We start from the raw sequence: 15,855 nt of genomic DNA on the forward strand, positions 1-15,855 counted from the left end.
CCCTTCTCGTGCAATGGATGCGACGGCGCGCGCTCAGTCGCGCACCAGCGCCCGGTTCAAGCCCAGCGCCGCCAGCGTTCCGGCCGCGCCCGACAGCAGGTACACACTCACGTAGGCCAGCCCGAAGTGCGCCGACAACCCCAGCGCGACCAGCGGCGCGAAGGCGGCGCCGATCAGCCAGGCCAGGTCGGTGGTCAGCGCGGCGCCGGTGTAGCGGTACTTGGCCTCGAAGTTGCCGGTCACGGCACCGGCGGCCTGGCCGTACGACAGGCCCAGCAGGATGAAGCCCAGCAGGATGAACACGTCCTGGCCGATCTTGCCGCCGTCGAGCAGCGTGGGCGCGAACCCGCTGAACACGGCGATCAGGCCCGCGAGGCCGCCGAGCGTGGAGCGGCGGCCGATGCGGTCGGCGATCAGGCCCGAGGCCACGATGCCGCCGGCGCCGAGCACGGCGCCGATCATCTGGATCACCAGGAACTCGGTGATGGCCTGGTTCGAGTACAGCGTGATCCACGACAGCGGGAACACGGTGATCAGGTGGAACAGCGCATAGCTGGCCAGCGCCGCGAAGGCGCCGATCAGCAGGTTCGAGCCCTGCGAGCGGACCAGCTCGACCACGCTGGTGGGCTGCAGTTCGCGCTCCTCGAGCAGGCGCGCGTACTCGTCGGCCGCCACCAGGCGCAGGCGCGCGAACAGCGCCACCACGTTGATCGCGAAGGCCACGTAGAAGGTGTAGCGCCAGCCCCAGTCGAGGAAGTCCTCGAGCGTCAGGCTCGAATAGAGGTACGCGAACAGCGCGCTGGCCACGAAGAAGCCGATCGGCGCGCCGAGCTGGCCCAGCATGGCGTACCAGCCGCGGCGGTTGGCCGGGGCGTTGAGCGCGAGCAGCGACGGCAGACCGTCCCACGAGCCGCCGAAGGCCAGACCCTGGCCGAAGCGGAAGATCGACAGCAGCACGATCGAGGTGAAGCCCAGGCTGGCATAGCCCGGCAGGAAGGCGATGCCGGCGGTCGAGGTGCCGAGCACGAACAGCGCGAGCGTGAGCTTGGTCTCGCGGCCGAAACGTCGCTGGATCTCCATCGAGATGACAGTTCCGAACGGCCGTGCGATGAAGGCGAAGGAAAAGACCACGAAGGCCCAGAGGGTTCCCTCGAGCCGCTGCTCGAACGGGAAGAAGACCGCCGGGAACACCAGCACCGAAGCGATGCCGTAGACGAAGAAGTCGAAATATTCCGAGGCGCGGCCGATGACCACGCCGACGGCGATCTCGCCCGGGTCGATGCGCGAGTGGTCGTCCTCCGGGGCGCCGGTGTCGGACGTGTGCGGCACAGGCGATGCGCCTTGCGGGCTGATGCTGGACGTCGTCATTGGGTTATGTAATTCGGTTGTCACGAAGCGTGACAAAGGTAGGCCATGAAACAGACTCCGAGCGTCTCACCGAACGAGGATTCCCGCCATAGGACAAAACGTCCAATAGCCTGCGGGAACCTTTGGTCGTAGATTGTGGGGTCTTTCGCGCGGCCCTGGCCACCCTTCCGCCCTTCCGTCTCTCGGCATGCCCATCCTCCACACCCTTCGCCGATGGCTCCTGCTGTTGCCCCTCGCCTTCCTGGCGGGCTGCAACACGGTGCTCCTGAATCCCTCCGGCGACATCGCCAACCAGCAAGGACGGCTGATCGTCGTCTCGACCGTGCTGATGCTGATCATCATCATCCCGGTGATCGCGCTGACGGTCTTCTTCGCCTGGCGCTACCGCGCCTCGAACAAGGAAGCCATCTACAAGCCGAACTGGGACCACTCGACCCAGCTCGAGCTCGCGATCTGGGCCGCGCCGCTCTTGATCATCATCGCGCTGGGCGCGATCACCTGGATCAGCACCCACACGCTCGACCCCTATCGCCCGCTCAGCCGCATCGACGCGCAGCGCCCGGTCACGGCCGACATCAAGCCGCTGACCGTGGAAGTGGTGGCGCTCGACTGGAAGTGGCTGTTCATCTACCCCGAGCAGGGCTTCGCCACGGTGAACGAACTCGCGGCCCCGGTGGACCGCCCGATCACCTTCAAGATCACCGCCTCGTCGGTGATGAACTCCTTCTTCATTCCCGCGCTGGCCGGCCAGATCTACGCCATGCCCGGCATGGAGACCAAGCTGCACGCAGTCATCAACGCGCCCGGCGAGTTCGACGGCTTCTCGGCCAACTACAGCGGCGCCGGCTTCTCGGGCATGCGCTTCAAGTTCCACGGCCTGAGCAACGCCGACTTCGACCAGTGGGTGCGGAAGGTCAAGTCCAGCCCCGAAGGCGAACTCAGCCGCGAGCGCTACCAGAAGCTCGAAGTGCCGAGCGAGCGTGAGCCGGCGAAGCATTTCGCGAGCGTGTCGCCCGACCTCTACGGCGCCATCCTCAACCGCTGCGTCGACCGCAGCAAGATGTGCATGAGCCAGATGATGGCGATCGACGCCGACGGCGGCCTGGGCAAGCCCGGCGCCTACAACGTGGCGACCGCCAAGCCCTGGCAACCCGACGACATCAATTCGCCCAAGCGTGCGTACGGCAAGTACGTCACGGCGATGTGCACCACCGAAGAATGACGATGCTCCAGAACCTCGACCTGACGAAGCTCGTCTTCGGCCGCCTCACGTGGGAGGCGATCCCCTACCACGAACCGATCCTGCTGGTGACCTTCGCCGCCGTCGTGCTCGGCGGCGTCGCGCTGCTCGGCGCGATCACCTACTTCAAGCTGTGGAACACGCTGTGGCACGACTGGATCACCAGCATCGACCACAAGAAGATCGGCATCATGTACATCGTGCTGGGCCTGGTGATGCTGCTGCGCGGCTTCGCCGACGCGCTGATGATGCGCGCCCAGCAGGCCGTCGCCTTCGGCGACAACGCGGGCTTCCTGCCGCCGCACCACTACGACCAGATCTTCACGGCCCACGGCGTGATCATGATCTTCTTCGTGGCGATGCCTCTGGTCACGGGCCTGATGAACTTCGTGGTGCCGCTGCAGATCGGCGCGCGCGACGTGGCCTTCCCGTTCCTGAACAACTTCAGCTTCTGGATGACCACCTTCGGCGCCGGCCTCGTGATGGCCTCGCTGTTCGTCGGCGAGTTCGCCAAGACCGGCTGGCTGGCCTACCCGCCGCTGTCGGGCATCCTCTTCAGCCCCGACGTGGGGGTCGACTACTACATCTGGTCGTTGCAGATCGCGGGGGTGGGCACATTGCTCTCGGGCGTGAACCTGCTGGCGACCATCGTGAAGATGCGCGCGCCCGGCATGACCATGATGAAGATGCCCGTCTTCACCTGGACCGCGCTGTGCACCAACGTGCTGATCGTCGCCGCCTTCCCGGTGCTGACCGCCGTGCTGGCCCTGCTGTCGCTCGACCGCTACGTCGGCACCAACTTCTTCACGAACGACCTCGGCGGCAACGCCATGATGTACGTGAACCTGATCTGGATCTGGGGCCACCCCGAGGTCTACATCCTGATCCTGCCGGCCTTCGGCATCTTCTCGGAGGTGGTCTCCACCTTCTCGGGCAAGCGCCTGTTCGGCTACGCCTCGATGGTCTACGCCACGGTCGTGATCACGATCCTGTCGTACCTGGTGTGGCTGCACCACTTCTTCACCATGGGCTCGGGCGCCAGCGTGAACTCCTTCTTCGGGATCACGACGATGATCATCTCGATCCCGACCGGGGCGAAGATCTTCAACTGGCTCTTCACCATGTACCGCGGCCGCATCCGCTTCGAGCTGCCGATGATGTGGACCATCGGCTTCATGATCACCTTCGTGATCGGCGGCATGACCGGCGTGCTGCTGGCCGTGCCCCCGGCCGACTTCGTGCTGCACAACAGCCTGTTCCTGATCGCCCACTTCCACAACGTGATCATCGGCGGCGTGCTGTTCGGCATGCTGGCGGGCATCACCTACTGGTTCCCGAAGGCCTTCGGCTACAAGCTCGACCCGTTCTGGGGCAAGTGCTCGTTCTGGTTCTGGATCGTCGGCTTCTGGTTCGCCTTCATGCCGCTGTACATCCTGGGCCTGATGGGCGTGACGCGCCGCATGAGCCACTTCCAGGACATGTCGCTGCAGATCTGGTTCCAGGTCGCCGCCTTCGGCGCCGTGCTGATCGCGCTGGGCATCGCCTCGTTCCTGATCCAGATCGTGGTGAGCTACATCCGCCGCGACTCGCTGCGCGACACCACGGGCGACCCGTGGGACGGCCGCACGCTCGAATGGTCGACCTCGTCGCCGCCGCCGGCCTACAACTTCGCGTTCACGCCGCGCATCCATGACAACGACGCCTGGTCCGACATGAAGGCACGCGGCTACCAGCGTCCGCTGGAAGGCTTCAGCCCGATCCACATGCCCAAGAACACGGCCGCCGGCTTCATCATCGCGGCGCTGAGCGCGGTGTTCGGCTTCGCCATGATCTGGCAGATGTGGCTGGTGGCCGGCGTGGGCTTCTTCGTGATGCTCGTGGCCATCATCGTCCACACCTTCAACTACAAGCGCGACTACCACATCCCCGCGGACGAAGTCGTCCGCACCGAAGACGCTCGCACGCGCCTCCTGGCCGCCCATGTCTAACAGTACCGCCCTCCCCTCCAGCCCCGCCGGCACCCACACCGTGGGCAATGCGCCGAGCGTGCCGACCTTCGAGCTGTTCAACGTCCGCAACGAGGACCACCATCCGGAGAACGGCACCCTGCTCGGGTTCTGGCTCTACCTGATGAGCGACTGCCTCATCTTCGCCTGCCTGTTCGCGGTGTACGGCGTGCTGGGCCGCAGCTACGCGGCCGGCCCCTCGGGCGCCGACCTGTTCGACCTGCCGCTGGTGGCGATCAACACCTCGCTGCTGCTGCTGTCGTCGATCACCTACGGCTTCGCGATGCTCGAGATGCAGAAGCGGCGCATGGGCGGCACGCTGGTGTGGCTGGCCATCACCGGCCTGCTGGGCGCGGGCTTCATCGGCCTCGAGCTCTACGAATTCGCGCACCTGCTGCACGAAGGCGCGGGCCCGCAGCGCAGCGCCTTCCTGTCCTCGTTCTTCGCGCTGGTCGGCACCCACGGCCTGCACGTCACCTTCGGCATCGTCTGGCTGGTCGTGCTGCTGTTCCAGCTGCCCAAGCACGGCTTCACCGCCGCCAATCGCCGCCGCCTGATGTGCCTGTCGATGTTCTGGCACTTCCTGGACGTCGTCTGGATCGGCGTCTTCACCTTCGTGTACCTGATGGGATCCATGGCATGAGCGCAGCACCCCACGACACCCATGGCCACGGCCATGACGACCACGGCCACGGCGAGCACCACGACGACGGCCCGGTGAGCCACAGCACCTTCAAGGGCTACATGACCGGCTTCGTGCTGGCCGTGATCCTCACCGCCATTCCGTTCTGGCTCGTGATGGGCAAGGTGCTCGACAACAAGAGCACGACCGCGCTGATCATCCTCGGCTTCGCCGTGGTGCAGATCGTGGTGCACATGGTGTACTTCCTGCACATGGACACCAAGTCCGAAGGCGGCTGGAACATGCTGGCGCTGATCTTCACGCTGGTGCTCGTGGTCATCACGCTGGCCGGTTCGCTGTGGGTCATGTACCACATGAACACCAACATGATGCCGCCGTCGATGCACGACATGAAGAACATGCCTTGAGCGCGCCGGCCACCGACCGCACGCCCACCGGCCGCCAGCGCTCCGCGGCCGGGCTCGTGGTGCTGGCGGTCCTCGGGGCCGTGCTGTTCGCCGGTTTCTTCGCGCTCGGCACCTGGCAGGTCGAGCGCCGGGCCTGGAAGCTGGCCCTGATCGAGCGCGTCGAGCAGCGCGTGCACGCCGTGCCGGTCGCGCCCCCGGCGCGCGCCGACTGGCCGCGCGTCAATGCCGCCGACGACGAGTACCGCCACGTGCGGCTCTCGGGCACCTTCCTCCACGAGAAAGAGACGCTGGTGCAGGCCAGCACCAACCTCGGCGCCGGCTTCTGGGTGCTGACGCCGCTGCAGACCGCGCGCGGCGTGGTGATGGTCAACCGCGGCTTCGTGCCGCCAGAGGCGCGCGAGCGCGCCGTGCGCACCGCGCCCGAACCGATGGGCGAGACCCAGGTGACGGGCCTGCTGCGCATCAGCGAACCGCGCGGCGGCTTCCTGCGCAGCAACGACCCGGCCGGCGGGCGCTGGTACTCGCGTGACGTGGCGGCGATCGCCGCGGCGCACGGCATCGCGGCCGACGCCGTCGCGCCCTACTTCATCGACGCCGAGGCCGAGCCCGGCATTCCGCGCGCGCTCGACGGCGCGCCCGCCTGGCCCGCGCCCGGCCTCACCGTCATCGCCTTCCACAACAGCCACCTGGTCTACGCGCTCACCTGGTACGGGCTGGCGCTGATGGTCGCCGCGGGCGCGGTCTTCGTCTGGCGCGACGAGCGCCGGCGCCGCGGCGGCGACAATGCGCGCCATGCCGACGGACCGCCCCACGCCGCCCACGCTTCCCATCGCGATGCCGACCGCGGCTGACGCGGTCGCGGTCGCCGGCGCGCTGCAGGCCCCGCGCGCGGGCGTGGCCAGCCTGGACAACGCGACCGGCCACAAGAACATGCAGCAGCTGATCCAGCTGCGCTGGTTCGCCGTGGTGGGCCAGGTGGTGACGATCCTGGTGGTGCACTACGGCTACCGCATCCACCTGCCGCTCAACCAGATGCTGCAGGCGCTGACCTGCCTGGCGCTGTTCAACCTCGCGAGCCTGTTGCGCTGGCGCACCCACCGGCGCGTGACCAACGGCGAGCTGATGCTCGCGCTGCTGGTCGACGTGGCGATCCTGACCTCGCTGCTCTACCTGAGCGGCGGCGCCAGCAACCCCTTCGTCTTCCTCTACCTGCTGCAGGTGATCCTGGGCGCGGTGCTGCTCAAGCCCTGGTCGACCTGGACCGTGGTGGGCGTCACCACCCTGTGCTTCGCGGGGCTGGCCCTGTTCTCGCGCCCGCTCTCGCTGCCGCCCGACCACGACCGCGGCCTCTGGAGCCCCTACATCCAGGGCACGCTGGTGTGCTTCGCGCTCAACGCGGCGCTGCTGGTGGTGTTCATCACGCGCATCAACGGCAACCTGCGCGAGCGCGACGCCAAGCTCGCGGGCCTGCGCCAGCGCGCCGCCGAGGAGGAGCACATCGTGCGCATGGGCCTGCTCGCCTCGGGCGCGGCGCACGAGCTCGGCACGCCGCTGGCCACGCTGGCTGTGATCCTCGGCGACTGGCGCCGGCTGCCGCACTTCAGCTCCGACCCCGAGCTGCTGCAGGAGGTCAGCGAGATGGAGATCCAGATCCAGCGCTGCAAGTCGATCGTCAGCGGCATCCTGCTGTCGGCCGGCGAGGCGCGCGGCGAATCGTCGGAAGAGACCACGGTCAGCACCTTCCTCGACGACCTGGTCGAGGAGTGGCGCACCACGCGGCCGGTCGACAGCTTCGTCTACGACAACCGCTTCGGCCGCGACCTGCCCATGGTCTCCGACTCGGCGCTCAAGCAGATGATCTGCAACGTGCTCGACAATGCGCTCGAAGCCTCGCCGCACTGGGTTCGGCTCGAGGTCGCGCACGAGGGCGACGACCTGCAGCTGGTCGTGACCGACGCCGGCCCGGGCTTCGCGCCCGCGATGCTGGCGCAGTTCGGCAAGCCCTACCAGTCGAGCAAGGGCCGCCCCGGTGGCGGCCTGGGCCTGTTCCTGGTGGTCAACGTGGCGCGCACCGTGGGCGGCCGCGTGGCCGCGCGCAACCGGCCCGAGGGCGGCGCCGCGGTCACGCTCTCGCTGCCGCTCGCGGCCATCGTGCTGGAAGAAGAGGACGACGAGGAAGAGAACATCGGGATGCATGGCCATGACGGAATCCCCCACTGACACCGGCGCCGCGGCCGAGGCCGAACGCCAGTTGCTGATCGTCGAGGACGACGCGGCCTTCGCGCGCACGCTGGGCCGCTCGTTCGAGCGCCGCGGCTACACGGTGCTGCACGCGAGCAACCTCGAGGACGTCGAGGACCTGCTGCGCCACCATGCGCCGGGCTACGCGGTGGTCGACCTCAAGCTCAACGGCGAGGCCTCGGGCCTGGCCTGCGTGCAGACGCTGCACCGGCACAACGCCAAGACGCTGATCGTGGTGCTGACCGGCTTCGCGAGCATCGCCACCGCGGTCGAGGCCATCAAGCTCGGCGCCTGCCACTACCTGGCCAAGCCCTCGAACACCGACGACATCGAGGCCGCCTTCGGCCGCGCGGTCGGCACCACCGAGGTCGAGCTGACCAACCGCTCGACCTCGATCAAGACCCTCGAATGGGAACGCATCCACGAGACCCTGGCCGAGACCGGCTTCAACATCTCCGAGACCGCGCGCCGGCTCGGCATGCACCGGCGAACGCTCGCGCGCAAGCTGGGCAAGCAGCAGGTCAAGTAGCGGCTGCAGCGGCGCGACATCGAGGAACCCACGGCAAGCACCGACACTCTTTTTTCGGATGACCATGCACCCGACACCGACGCCCGCTCCCCTCGCCGCCCCAGCCCGCCGCGCCGCCCCGGTGGTGCGCGACCAGACCACGCTGGAAGAGATCTTCAACGCGCTGAGCCACGGCCTCGGGCTGCTGCTGGCGATCGCCTCGCTGCCGATCCTGGTCTACAGCGCGGCGCAGAAGGGCACCGCGGCCGGCATCGTCGGCGCCAGCCTGTTCGCCGGCACCGCGATCGTGCTGTACCTGATCTCCACGCTGTACCACGCGCTGCCGATGGGCCGCGCCAAGGCCTGGTTCAACCGCTTCGACCATGCCGCGATCTACCTGTTCATCGCCGGCAGCTACATGCCCTTCGTGCTCGGCGTGCTGCGCGGGCCCTGGGGCTGGACGCTGTTCGGCGCGATCTGGGCCGCGGCGGCGCTGGGCGTGGGCGCCAAGCTGTTCGACCGGCTCAAGCATCCGCTGTGGTCGACCGGCCTCTACGTGGCGATGGGCTGGATGGCGCTGATGGCGGCGGTGCCGCTGGTGGAGCGCATGTCGGGCGCGGGCCTGGGCTGGCTGGTGGCCGGCGGCCTGTTCTACACCGCGGGCGCGGTGGTGTTCCTGTTCGATTCCAAGGTGCGCTTCGCCCACTTCGTCTGGCACCTGTTCGTGCTCGCGGGCAGCACCTGCCACTTCTTCGCCGTGCTCTGGCACGCGCACGGCTGAGTCGGCAATCCAGCTTCGGCTTCAGTAGTGCGGCGGCAGCTCGTCGCGCAGGTTGCGCGGCGCGCCGCCCTGGCCCGCCGACTGCACCTGTTCGCGCAGCTGCCCCAGCTGGGCCAGCAGGCCGTCGATCTGCTGCTGCTGGCGGTAGATCGTGAGGTTGAGCTGCTCGAGCAGGTCCTCGGCATAGCTGGCCTTGATCTCGAGCGCGTCGAGCCGCTCGGTGACGTCGTGGGGCGAATGTTCCATGGTGCTATTGGACAGGAAGACCGGCCACGGTTTCGTGACGATTCCATGCGGCCGGCCCGGGCCTGCCGCATGGCTCAGCGCCGCACCTTCGCCTCGAGCAGGTCGGCCATGCCGATGCGGTGCGCGAACTCGATGCGCACGCGCTCCGACACCTCGAACACCTCGGCCGCGCCGTCGTTCACGAAGTCGATCACCGGCCGCATCGGCCGCTGGCCCGCGGGCAGCCCCACGATGCGCACGATCTCGTCGGCCACCGCCTGCGGATCGGCATGGTCGGGCGTCAGCGCAGAGAGCTTCGCGCCGATCTGGTCCATCAGCCCGTCGTAGCGGCCATAGGCCGCGGCCGTGGCCGCGTCGGCCGGCTTGCCCGCGCTCGGGAAGTGGTCGGTGCCGCGCGTGAACGCGCCCGGCACCACGATCGAGGTCTCGATGCCGAAGCGCGCGATCTCGTAGGCCAGGGTCACGGCGAGCGAATCCATCGCCGCCTTGGCCGCGCCGTAGGGGCCCATGAACGGCGGGAAACCGCCCTTGGTGGTGGTGCTGCTGATCCACAGCATCAGGCCCGACTCCTGCCGCCGCAGGTAGGGCAGCACCGCGCGGTTGACGCGCTGCGCGCCGAGCACGTTGGTGTCGAACACCTTCACGATCTCCTCGGGCGTGAAGGCCTCGGTCGGGCCGACCACCAGGTGACCGGCGTTCTGCATCACCACGTCGAGCTGGCCCTGCTCGCGCACGATCGTCGCGGCGGCGGCATCGGCCGAGTCCTGCGACAGCACGTCGAGTTCGAGCGGATGCAGCTCGAGCCCCCTGGCCGCCGCCAGCGCGCGCAGTTCGGCCGCGCGCGGCGCGTTGCGTCCCGCGATGTCGCGCATCGAGGCGTAGACGATGTGGCCCGCCTCGGCGAGCGACTGGGCGCTGAGCTTGCCGATGCCGGTGCCGGCGCCCGTGACGAGGATGATCTGCTTGTTCATGAGGGTTCTCCGTCGATAAATGGAAGGGATCAGGCGAGGCCGCCGTTGGCGCGCAGGATCTGGCCGTTGACCCAGCCCGCGTCGGGACCGGCGAGGAACGAGACCACCGAGGCGATGTCCTCGGGCTGGCCCAGGCGCTGCAGCGGCGGCATCTTGGCGAAGGCCTGGACCTGCTCCTCGGTCTTGCCGTCGAGGAACAGCGAGGTGGCGATCGGGCCCGGCGCGACCGCGTTCACCGTCACGTTGCGGCCGCGCAGCTCCTTCGCGAACACGTGCGTGAAGGCCTCGACCGAGGCCTTGGTGGCGTTGTAGATCGCATAGCCGGGCATGTTCAGCGCCAGCGTGGTGCTCGAGAAGTTGACGATACGGCCGCCGTCGGCGAGGCGCTTGGCCGCTTCGCGCAGCGTGTTGAAGGTGCCGCGCACGTTGATGTCGAAGACCTGGTCGTAGAGCGCGTCGTCGTGCTCGGCCAGCGGCACGGTCTTGAGGATGCCGGCGTTGTTGACCAGCACGTCGGCGCGGCCGAGCTGCTGCTCGACGGTGTCGAACATGCGGCGCACGTCGTCGGCGCTGGCGACGTCGGCGCGCACGGCGATGGCCCGGCCGCCCGCGGCCTGCAGCTGGGCGACCAGCGCCTCGGCCAGCGCCGGGCTCGAGGCGTAGTTGACGGCGACGTAAAAACCGTCGGCCGACAGGCGCTGCGCGATGGCGGCGCCGATGCCGCGCGATGCGCCGGTGACGATCGCGACCTTGGGGTTGGAGGACTGGTTCATGGCGTGTTTCCTTGCGGTGGTGGGTGGGTGAGACGAATCTTCGATCGTTCCGTCCAAAAGATAATCACCGCTAAATCGCCATTACCATTCCATCTACTTCAACAATAGACCGACGGCATCGCCATGGACCGCTTCCAGGAAATGCAGGCCTTCGTGCGCATCGCCGAGCGCCAGAGCTTCACCCAGGCCTCGGAAGACCTCCAGATTCCGCGCGCCACCGTCACCAACCTGATCAAGCGCGTCGAGCAGCGCATCGGCACGCGGCTGCTCGAGCGCACCACGCGCACCGTGCGCCTCACGCAGGACGGCGAGGCCTACTACCGCCGTTGCGTGCGCCTGCTGGCCGACATGGAGGAGGCCGAGGGGCTGTTCCGCAACACGGCGCCCAAGGGGCTGCTGCGCGTCAACCTGCAGGGCACGCTGGCGCGGCATTTCGTGGTGCCGGCGCTGCCGGACTTCCTGGCGCGCCATCCCGAGCTGACGCTGCACATCGGCGAGGACGACCGCCTGATCGACCTGGTGCGCGAGGGCGTCGACTGCGTGCTGCGCGCGGGCACGCTGCAGGACTCCTCGATGGTCGGGCGTCGCATCGCGCTGCTGCCGCAGGTCACGGTGGCGAGCCCCGGCTACCTGGCGCTGCATGGCGAACCGGCGGAGCCCGCGGCGCTGGCCGCGCCCGGCTCGACGCACCGCGCGGTCGACTACCTCTCGAGCGCCACGGGCAAGCCGGTGCCGCTCGAATTCACCGTCGACGGCCGCGTGAACACGCTGCAGCTGCCGGCCACCGTGTCGGTCACCGGCACCGACCTCTACACCGGCTCGGCCGTCGCGGGCCTGGGGCTGGTGCAGGTGCCGCGCTACCGCGTGGCCGCGGAGCTGGCCGACGGGCGGCTCCAGGTGGTGCTCGGTGGTTTCGCGCCGCCGCCGATGCCGGTGTCGGTGCTCTATTCGCAGCACCGGCAGCTGTCGGCGCGCGTGCGCGTGTTCACGCAATGGCTGCGCGAGGTGTTCGAAGCGGCCGAACTGTGATCGGCGTGTGAAGCGCGCGTGCGCGCCCCTTCGACTTTTGCACGCTCGGCGCGGATTTGTGGCGCGCCACCGCGCGGGTTGACCGTTGTTTGCAGACCCGGCGCCGCGTGCGCCGCACACTGGCCCGACCGCTTCGCCCACCAAGGAAGTCGTCGATGCCGCCACGCACCCTGCGGGTCCATTCGCCCGCGATCCCTCTCGTTTCCGGCCGCCCCGCGCTCGAGCCCGTGCGCCTCGCGGGGCAGGAAGGCATCAATGGCCTGTTCGACTACGAACTGCTGCTCGAGGCATCCGACGCAACGGACCTCGACCTCGACGCCTTCATCGGGCGCGAACTCCACTGCGAGATCGCGCTCGACGATGGCCAGGGCGGCAGCCGCGAGATCAACGCGCTGATCGCCGAGGCCGCCTGCCTGGGCGAGTCGCAGCGCCACGCGCGCTACCGGGTCGTGCTGCGCCCCTGGCTGCACCTCGCCACGCTGCGCAGCGACTGCCGCATCTTCCAGGACCTCGACGTGGAGCGGATCCTCGACCTGCTGCTCGAGCCCTATGGTTTTCCGATCGAGAAGCGCCTGTCGCAGCGCTACCCGGTGCGCGACTACCAGACCCAGTTCAACGAGAGCGACTTCGCGTTCTTCAGCCGTCTGTGCGAGGAGTGGGGCATCAACTACCACTTCGCGCATGCGCGCGGCGCGCACCGCCTCGTGCTGTGCGACCACATGGGCGCCCACGCGCGCTTCGCGAGCCCGGCCTGCGCCGAGGTCGAACACCACGCGCCGGGCTCGAAGCTCGATGCCGAGTACCTGCACCGCTTCGTGCCCGAACACCGCCTGACGAGCGGCCGCTATGCCACCCGCGATCACGACTACCTGCGGCCGCACGCCGACCTCGGCGCCGGCCACCGCGACCCGCGCCCCACGGGCCAGGCCGACGGCGAGGTCTACCAGTGGCACGACGCCCGCGCCGGCAGCCACATCGCGCAGCCCGGCGCGGGCGCCGCGCCCGGCAACGACCCCTTCGGCGAAGGCCGGCTGCTCGCGCGGCTGCGCATGCAGGCGCTGCGCGCGCACGGTGTGCGCGCGCGGGCCAGCGGCAACCTGCGCGGCATGGTGCCCGGATGCAGCTTCGGCCTGCGCAAGCATCCGCGCGCGGCCGCGAACGCCGAGTACCTGGTGCTCCATGCGCGCTTCCTGCTCGAGGACACGGGCCACGAGAGCCAGCGCGACACAGCCGACCCGCAGCGCTGGCGCGCCGAGGTCGAGCTGGTCGCGCATCCGATGGCCGAAACGCTGCGGCCCGTGCCCACGCAGCCCAAGCCGCGCGCCGGCGGTCCGCAGGTGGCCGTGGTGGTCGGCCCCGCGGGCGAGAACCTCTGGACCGATGCGCTGGGCCGCATCAAGGTGCAGTTCCCCTGGGACCGGCTCGGTGCCCATGATGTTCACAGCAGCTGCTGGCTGCGCGTCTGCTCGCCGTGGGCCGGCAATCAGCTCGGCGCGATCCACGTGCCGCGCATCGGGCAGGAGGTGCTCGTCGACTTCATCGGCGACGACCCCGACCTGCCGATCTGCACCGGGCGGGTTCACAACGCGCTGAACCTCCCGCCCTGGGCCCTGCCCGCGCAGCACGCGCTGAGTGGCTTGCGCAGCCGCGAGCTGGCACCGCGCGGTGGCAACGCCGCCGCGGGCCGCGGCAACCACCTGCTGATGGACGACAGCGAAGGCGAGATTCAGGCACAGCTGCGCAGCGACCACGGGCATTCGAGCCTGGGCCTGGGCTTTCTCACGCGCGTGGAAGACAACGCCGGGCGCAAGGAGGCGCGCGGCCAGGGCTTCGAGCTGCGTACCGACGCGCATGGCGTGCTGCGCGCGCACGACGGTCTGCTCGTGAGCACCGAGGCGCGGCCCGACGCCGCGAAGCATGCCAAGCACATGGACGAGACGACGCGGCGGCTGGCGCGGGCCACCGGTCGGGTCGAAGCGCTCGCGCTGGCCGCGCGCCATGCCGACGCGCAGGACGGAGAGGACGACCAGGCCATCGTCGCGGCCGCGCTGCGGCAGCAGAACGATGCGCTGCGCGGCACGCACGGCGACTTCCCCGAACTCGACGCGCCGCATCTGGTGCTCGCGAGCCCCGCCGGCATCGCCTTCAGTGCCGACCAGGGGCTGCACGGCCACAGCGGGGCCCACACCCAGTTCAACAGCGCCGGCCATGCCTCGATCGGCACCGGCCGACGGCTGCTGGCCAGCGTCGCCGAGGGCCTGCGTGTCTTCGCGAAGCGCCATGGCATCCGGGCCTTCGCCTCGGAAGGCGAAGTCCGTTTCGAGGCGCAGAGCGATGCCATCGAAACCACCGCGCTGAAGGACATCGAGATCGTCAGCACCGAGGACACGGTCTACATCGTCGGCAAGAAGAAGGTCACGCTGGTGGGCGGCGCGAGCTTCAGCGAGTGGCGCGAGGGCGGCATCCGCCATGGCACGCCCGGCAGCTGGGTCGAGCATGCGGCCCTGCATGCGACGCCGGGACCGGACACGCGACCGACCGCCGAGGCCGCCAGCGTCTGCGAGGCCTGCATGGCGCGCGCCCGCGCGCAGCGATCCGGCGTGGTGCCGCGCGAATGACGGCCATGGCATCGATCGAGGCGGCGCTGCTGCGGCGGCTGGCCGGCGACCTCCACCGTCTGCGGCAGGCGGCGCCTGCGGGCTCCACCGTGTACGCGCTCGCGGAGGCCGCACTCTGCACGCCCGAAGGCGCGCTCGCGCGCTGGATCGCGTGCCACGGCCTCGAGGCCTGCGCCCTGCTCGACGGCACGCCCGAGGCGCGCTTCGCGAGCGACGGCCCCTGGCTCGTGGCATTGCCGGCGCGCATGCCCGACGCAGCCATCGACGAACTGGCGCGCCTCGCCGCGCTGCCGCAGGCCCTGCTGCTGCTCGGCAGCCCGCTGCCGATGCTGCGGCTCGCCAACCACCTGCGCAGCTGGCTCGATGCCGCCATGATCGATGCGGAGGGCGGCCGCACCGACCTGCTGCTGCGCTGCTTCGATGCCTGCACCGGCATGGCGATGGTCGACCTCTGGCCCGCGGTGGAACGCCAGGCCTTCGTGGGCGCCTTCGACGGCTGGTGGGGCTGGAATGCCCGCTTCGGCCTCGAACACCGCGCGGGCGCCGCACGGCCGATGGCGGCGCCGCGCACCGAAGCGCTGGTGCTGGGCGAAGCGCTGCTCGAGCGCATCGACGCCCTCAACCGCGCCGAACGCCTGCTGCACCTGGTGCTCGACGAGGACGTTGCGGCCGGCGAACTCGATGGCGTTCCGTGCTGGCTGCACCGCGCCATCGCCAGGCGGGCGCTGGCGCATGCGCAAGCGCTGGGCCTGACGGGCTGGCACAACGAGCGCATCGCGGTGGCGCTGTGCCTGCGCGTGCATCCCGCGATCCTCGAGCAGCCCTGGATGCGCGCGCTCGCGGCCGGCGCCCGCACGCAGAACGGCGGCCTCCTGCGCGCCGTCGCAGGCATCGCGCCCGAGGTCCTCGAGGACGAACGCCGGCGCCATGCGGCGCGCGTGCTCGAGGACATGGCGCGCGAGATCGCGGGCCGCGCCTCCAGCCATCAACCCGCCGCTTCGCCGCACTGAGCGCCCCAAGAGAA

Annotated in this window: 15 protein-coding genes; 11 read left to right on the forward strand and 4 right to left on the reverse strand. The window is 69.4% G+C overall.

All coding sequences use genetic code 11. The features are described from left to right. Positions 1 to 33: 33 nt before the first annotated feature. Positions 34 to 1,368, reverse strand: a complete 1,335-nt coding sequence (locus INQ48_25305; GenBank protein ID QRF56623.1) for an MFS transporter — start codon at positions 1,366 to 1,368, stop codon at positions 34 to 36. A gap of 187 nt (positions 1,369 to 1,555) precedes the next feature. Between INQ48_25305 and cyoA the strand changes: the two genes are divergently transcribed. The 8 genes from cyoA to INQ48_25345 all read left to right on the forward strand — a co-directional run bounded on the left by cyoA (position 1,556) and on the right by INQ48_25345 (position 9,194). Next, on the forward strand, positions 1,556 to 2,590 hold the full coding sequence (gene cyoA, locus INQ48_25310) for a ubiquinol oxidase subunit II (protein QRF56624.1): 1,035 nt from the start codon (positions 1,556 to 1,558) through the stop codon (positions 2,588 to 2,590). 2 nt (positions 2,591 to 2,592) lie between these two features. Next, positions 2,593 to 4,596: a cytochrome o ubiquinol oxidase subunit I gene (cyoB, locus tag INQ48_25315; protein QRF56625.1), complete on the forward strand. Its 2,004-nt coding sequence runs from the start codon at positions 2,593 to 2,595 to the stop codon at positions 4,594 to 4,596. Next, positions 4,589 to 5,257, forward strand: a complete 669-nt coding sequence (gene cyoC, locus INQ48_25320) for a cytochrome o ubiquinol oxidase subunit III (protein QRF56626.1) — start codon at positions 4,589 to 4,591, stop codon at positions 5,255 to 5,257. The genes cyoB and cyoC overlap by 8 nt, the downstream gene beginning before the upstream one ends. After that, a complete protein-coding gene (gene cyoD / locus INQ48_25325; protein ID QRF56627.1) occupies positions 5,254 to 5,664 on the forward strand; it encodes a cytochrome o ubiquinol oxidase subunit IV in 411 nt (136 codons plus the stop codon). The genes cyoC and cyoD overlap by 4 nt, the downstream gene beginning before the upstream one ends. Before the next feature lie 59 nt (positions 5,665 to 5,723). Next, on the forward strand, positions 5,724 to 6,515 hold the full coding sequence (locus INQ48_25330) for an SURF1 family protein (protein QRF60891.1): 792 nt from the start codon (positions 5,724 to 5,726) through the stop codon (positions 6,513 to 6,515). Continuing rightward, the gene (locus tag INQ48_25335; protein ID QRF60890.1) at positions 6,499 to 7,884 is read left to right on the forward strand and encodes a HAMP domain-containing histidine kinase; all 1,386 of its coding nucleotides are present in this window, start codon (positions 6,499 to 6,501) and stop codon (positions 7,882 to 7,884) included. The genes INQ48_25330 and INQ48_25335 overlap by 17 nt, the downstream gene beginning before the upstream one ends. Continuing rightward, the gene (locus INQ48_25340; protein ID QRF56628.1) at positions 7,865 to 8,434 is read left to right on the forward strand and encodes a response regulator transcription factor; all 570 of its coding nucleotides are present in this window, start codon (positions 7,865 to 7,867) and stop codon (positions 8,432 to 8,434) included. The genes INQ48_25335 and INQ48_25340 overlap by 20 nt, the downstream gene beginning before the upstream one ends. Before the next feature lie 121 nt (positions 8,435 to 8,555). Further along, a complete protein-coding gene (locus INQ48_25345; protein QRF60892.1) occupies positions 8,556 to 9,194 on the forward strand; it encodes a hemolysin III family protein in 639 nt (212 codons plus the stop codon). A 21-nt stretch (positions 9,195 to 9,215) separates the two neighbouring features. Here the strand turns inward: INQ48_25345 and INQ48_25350 are convergent, their stop codons facing one another. From INQ48_25350 to INQ48_25360, 3 genes are all read right to left on the reverse strand, one after another. Then, the gene (locus tag INQ48_25350) at positions 9,216 to 9,440 is read right to left on the reverse strand and encodes a SlyX family protein (protein QRF56629.1); all 225 of its coding nucleotides are present in this window, start codon (positions 9,438 to 9,440) and stop codon (positions 9,216 to 9,218) included. 74 nt (positions 9,441 to 9,514) lie between these two features. Further along, positions 9,515 to 10,411 (reverse strand): SDR family NAD(P)-dependent oxidoreductase, encoded by an 897-nt coding sequence (locus INQ48_25355; GenBank protein ID QRF56630.1) that lies wholly within the window; start codon positions 10,409 to 10,411, stop codon positions 9,515 to 9,517. 29 nt (positions 10,412 to 10,440) lie between these two features. After that, positions 10,441 to 11,184, reverse strand: a complete 744-nt coding sequence (locus INQ48_25360) for an SDR family oxidoreductase (protein ID QRF56631.1) — start codon at positions 11,182 to 11,184, stop codon at positions 10,441 to 10,443. Between the two features lie 123 nt (positions 11,185 to 11,307). Here INQ48_25360 and INQ48_25365 point away from each other — a divergent pair, with 123 nt between their 5' ends. The 3 genes from INQ48_25365 (at position 11,308) to INQ48_25375 (ending at position 15,841) form a co-directional block, all read left to right on the forward strand. Next, complete coding sequence (locus INQ48_25365; protein QRF56632.1) at positions 11,308 to 12,213, forward strand: LysR family transcriptional regulator; 906 nt, start codon at positions 11,308 to 11,310, stop codon at positions 12,211 to 12,213. Between the two features lie 155 nt (positions 12,214 to 12,368). Next, positions 12,369 to 14,831 carry a type VI secretion system tip protein VgrG gene (gene tssI, locus INQ48_25370; GenBank protein ID QRF56633.1) on the forward strand — a complete coding sequence of 821 codons (2,463 nt, stop codon included), beginning with the start codon at positions 12,369 to 12,371 and terminating at the stop codon, positions 14,829 to 14,831. A 5-nt stretch (positions 14,832 to 14,836) separates the two neighbouring features. Next, positions 14,837 to 15,841, forward strand: coding sequence for a DUF4123 domain-containing protein (locus tag INQ48_25375; GenBank protein ID QRF56634.1), 1,005 nt, complete (start codon positions 14,837 to 14,839; stop codon positions 15,839 to 15,841). Positions 15,842 to 15,855: the final 14 nt, after the last annotated feature.

This window comes from Variovorax paradoxus (assembly GCA_016806145.1).
In the GTDB taxonomy this organism is placed as follows: domain Bacteria; phylum Pseudomonadota; class Gammaproteobacteria; order Burkholderiales; family Burkholderiaceae_C; genus Variovorax.

What these genes read in the sequence shown, in the direction of transcription:
- INQ48_25355 (QRF56630.1), bottom strand. Translation starts at nt 10,411, where the DNA reads ATGAACAAGCAGATCATCCTCGTCACGGGCGCCGGCACCGGCATCGGC.
- INQ48_25335 (QRF60890.1), top strand. Translation starts at nt 6,499, where the DNA reads ATGCCGACCGCGGCTGACGCGGTCGCGGTCGCCGGCGCGCTGCAGGCC.
- INQ48_25305 (QRF56623.1), bottom strand. Translation starts at nt 1,368, where the DNA reads ATGACGACGTCCAGCATCAGCCCGCAAGGCGCATCGCCTGTGCCGCAC.
- cyoB (QRF56625.1), top strand. Translation starts at nt 2,593, where the DNA reads ATGCTCCAGAACCTCGACCTGACGAAGCTCGTCTTCGGCCGCCTCACG.
- INQ48_25365 (QRF56632.1), top strand. Translation starts at nt 11,308, where the DNA reads ATGGACCGCTTCCAGGAAATGCAGGCCTTCGTGCGCATCGCCGAGCGC.
- INQ48_25350 (QRF56629.1), bottom strand. Translation starts at nt 9,440, where the DNA reads ATGGAACATTCGCCCCACGACGTCACCGAGCGGCTCGACGCGCTCGAG.
- tssI (QRF56633.1), top strand. Translation starts at nt 12,369, where the DNA reads ATGCCGCCACGCACCCTGCGGGTCCATTCGCCCGCGATCCCTCTCGTT.
- INQ48_25340 (QRF56628.1), top strand. Translation starts at nt 7,865, where the DNA reads ATGACGGAATCCCCCACTGACACCGGCGCCGCGGCCGAGGCCGAACGC.
- cyoD (QRF56627.1), top strand. Translation starts at nt 5,254, where the DNA reads ATGAGCGCAGCACCCCACGACACCCATGGCCACGGCCATGACGACCAC.
- INQ48_25375 (QRF56634.1), top strand. Translation starts at nt 14,837, where the DNA reads ATGGCATCGATCGAGGCGGCGCTGCTGCGGCGGCTGGCCGGCGACCTC.
- cyoC (QRF56626.1), top strand. Translation starts at nt 4,589, where the DNA reads ATGTCTAACAGTACCGCCCTCCCCTCCAGCCCCGCCGGCACCCACACC.
- cyoA (QRF56624.1), top strand. Translation starts at nt 1,556, where the DNA reads ATGCCCATCCTCCACACCCTTCGCCGATGGCTCCTGCTGTTGCCCCTC.
- INQ48_25360 (QRF56631.1), bottom strand. Translation starts at nt 11,184, where the DNA reads ATGAACCAGTCCTCCAACCCCAAGGTCGCGATCGTCACCGGCGCATCG.